Consider the following 3,247-nt stretch of genomic DNA (forward strand, 5'->3'; position numbering starts at 1 on the left):
GGTCACGCTGATCGACAAAGGCGCGATCGGTCATGGGTGCTCCTATGGCAATGCCGGCTGGATAACCCCTAGCTTTGCCTTGCCGCTGCCCCGGCCTGGCATGCTGCTCAGTGGCTCTTCGATCCTGACTCGCCCCTGTACATCAAGCCGCGGCTCGACTGGGAACTCGTCCGTTGTAAGCGCACACCAGGACCATGTCGCCCCCGCCGGCGCGGGTGGTCGCGGCGCTGGCCGTGGCATTACCGCTGGGCGACGAGGCGGCGGCGGGCGGCGGCGAGTTGCTTGCGGTCGGCTTTGTCACGCCGCTCTTCGACGCGATACTGACGGACGGCTTCCGGATGGCTCAGCTTCCAGACGTCGGGCAATAGGCCGTGATAGTCCGTCGAGCCGGCCAGCAATTGGTCCAGCACGTCCTTGACGTAGACCCAAACGTCGAGGTCATGCCGCCGGGCGCTGCTCACCAAGCTCATCAACTTGGCGCTTTGCTCGCCGCCGGCCACGCTACACACGAACAACCAAGCCTTGCGGCCCATCGCCACTTGCTTCATCAACCGTTCGACCGCGTTGTTGTCGATCGGCAGCCGGCCGTCGCTCACATATACATTCAGCGCGGCCCAATGATTGCGCAGGTAGCCGAGTGCCGCGGCGAAGTCGCTCTTCGGCAACACCGCTCCCAAAGGTACGCTGTCGAGCCAATCGCGAATGGCGCGCAGGATGATCGTCGATTCGCGCTCGCGCAGCGCTTGCCGATCCGACCAACTCAACTCGACGCCCCGGGCCTCGACGTCGTAGAGCGCCTGAATCATGCCCAGCAGCAACTCGCGCTCCGCCTGGTACGTACACGCCTCGACGACTTTGCGCCGCGCATGACCCCAGCAGGCCACGAACTCCAAACGCCCGTCGCTGTTCAGCACGACGCTACGGTTGCCCGAGAAGCAATCCCCTTGCACTTTGCAGCGGCTCCGGCGAAAGAAATCGTCCGGGCCGTCACGATGCCGTGAGACGCGGAAGTCGAAGATGTTGTAAAGCGCCAGATGCAGCCCCGAATAAACCCACATCTTGGCCAGCAGGCTGTCGTGTCCCGCGGCCCGCGCTTCGGCCACCTTCTCCGCCAGCCGCTTGCTCTTGGCGTCCCCCGGAATCGGCAGCGGCGCCTCCTTGGGCAACAGCAGGCGGCAACTCGTCTCGTCGAGGCCCACGCCCATGTCCTGTTGCACCAATTGCGTCATGTGCTCGACCAGCGGCGAGATCGCGAACTCGACCTGGCTCACGATGTTCAACAGCGTCGAGCGGCCGGGCGTCCAGCCGCTGCCGGCGAACAGATCCTGTTGGCGATAGATCGGCAGATGGTGGAACCACTTGGCCTCGACGATCGCGGCCGCCACGCTGGTATCGTAGCGATCGCCTTCGACCAGCGATGTCGGCCGCTCGGGCGAAGCGACGCCGCAGTCCGGATTGCCCAGGCAGGCGTATTTGGGATACTTCTTCACCAGCACGTGCAACTCGGGCCGGGTGTAGACCAGTGTCTCGGTCGTGTCGTAGCCGATGATCACCCGCTCGCCATGCGCCGCGCACGTCTGGAGCGCGTCGTCGCCTTCAATGATCCGCTCTTCGCGGCGCAGATAGCTGGGGAGCGATTCATTGCGCGGCTTTTTGGGCTGCGTTTTCCGCTGGACGGTATAGGTTTCGACGAGCGCTTGGGCTTGTGCTTCCGCTTCAGCGCGGGCCGCTTGAAACTCGGCGCTGTCCTCGAACGGCAGCCAGTTTTGATTCGCGGCCGGCAGGATGCGCTTTTCGCTGCGATTCCCCGCCACGAAATGAGCCAGCAGCTTGCTGAGCTTTTCTTGTTCGATCCCCAACTCCTCGATCCGCTTGGCTTGCGCCCCGATCTTGTCTTCTTGCGCCCCGATCTTGTCTTCTTGCGCCGCGATCGTCGCGGCTTGGACGCGAATCAGCGCTCGGCAACCTTTCAAGTCGCGCGGCAGATCACTGTCGCGTGAAAGATCACTGTCGCGTGAAAGCGAATTGGCAGGTGGCATGTTCGTTGGCTCGCTCATGCCGAGCACCATAACCAGATCGGCCACGGAGCGCAAGACCCCCCGCGCTCGAATCGGAAAGAATTCGCAAAATAGTTTTTCGTGATCCGGATCGCGCGCCTGTCTTTCAATCGCGACGCGGCTCGTCGGACGCGCTGCGCGCGGTAGGCAGCGCGTAGCGCCGCCGACGTTTGACGCTCGTCAGCTCGATCCCCGAGAGCAACAGCGCCAGATCGGCCGCGTCCATTTCAACGTGCTCGCTGGCCAGCGCGGCCGGCGGCCTCTGGAAGGTTCCGCATTCCAAACGCTTCATGAAAATGACAAAGCCATCGCGGTCCCAATACATCAGCTTCAGCCGGTCCAGCCGACGATTGAGAAACAAAAACAGATCGCCGCCTTGCGCGTCGCGTTGGAATTCTGTTTGGATGATGGCGTGCAGTCCGTCGAAGCTCTTGCGCATGTCGACGTTCTTGGCGTAGAGATAGATCCGCGTCTGGCCCAACGGCGCCGGAAACAACAACGGCTGCATCGGTCGCTCCGGCTAGCGGGAACCCAAGACGACTTGCTGAAACGCGCCGCCACGCTCTGTCCGCGCCGGCCCAAAACTCTCGGCCAGGCAACGGATCACCGCCAAGCAGTCGGCCGGAACCGAGACTTCGATGCCGGAGCCCAGACGAAAATGAACTCGCGAACCGTTCGCAGCCGCCGAGGCGTCAGCCCTGGACACGCCAGTTCCGTCGACCCTTGCTTTGGCCGTGACCGAACGAGCGGCGCTTGGGTGAGTCGCGCTGGAATGGGCCGGGGCGGCAGGTTTGTCGATGCGTTTCGACCAATAATAGAACGTGTTCACGGACAGGCCCTGGCTGGCGCAGAATCGCGCCACGGTCGAGCCGCTGGCCCGAAACTGTCCGAATCGCCGCTCCCATTCCCGTCGCTTCTCGACATCCACGCCCCGTCTCATGGGCCCACCTCCGGAGTGAATTTGAACGTGACCAATCGGTCCCGCCCAAATCTACACCCCGAAAACGCCCCAAGCCGCCGGCGACCTCATGGCAGGGGTGCGCGCTTACCGCGGTAACGCATCGCGAGTGAGGGATCGCTCATGTTTCTCAGGCGTTTTGAACGTCGCAAGAGTGGCAAGCCGCACACCTATTGGGCTTTGGCCGAATCGTATCGCACGGCCAAAGGCTCGCGGCAACGGATCGTCGCGT

Annotated in this window: 3 protein-coding genes; all 3 read right to left on the minus strand. The window is 63.2% G+C overall.

The features are described 5' to 3' along the window. Positions 1-239: 239 nt before the first annotated feature. Positions 240-2,057 carry a transposase gene (locus VGG64_03690; GenBank protein ID HEY1598675.1) on the minus strand — a complete coding sequence of 606 codons (1,818 nt, stop codon included), beginning with the start codon at positions 2,055-2,057 and terminating at the stop codon, positions 240-242. Between the two features lie 106 nt (positions 2,058-2,163). Further along, a complete protein-coding gene (tnpB, locus tag VGG64_03695; protein ID HEY1598676.1) occupies positions 2,164-2,565 on the minus strand; it encodes an IS66 family insertion sequence element accessory protein TnpB in 402 nt (133 codons plus the stop codon). A gap of 12 nt (positions 2,566-2,577) precedes the next feature. Beyond that, the gene (locus VGG64_03700; protein ID HEY1598677.1) at positions 2,578-2,997 is read right to left on the minus strand and encodes a hypothetical protein; all 420 of its coding nucleotides are present in this window, start codon (positions 2,995-2,997) and stop codon (positions 2,578-2,580) included. Positions 2,998-3,247 lie beyond the last annotated feature (250 nt).

It is taken from the genome of Pirellulales bacterium, from assembly GCA_036490175.1.
Lineage (GTDB): Bacteria > Planctomycetota > Planctomycetia > Pirellulales > JACPPG01 > JACPPG01.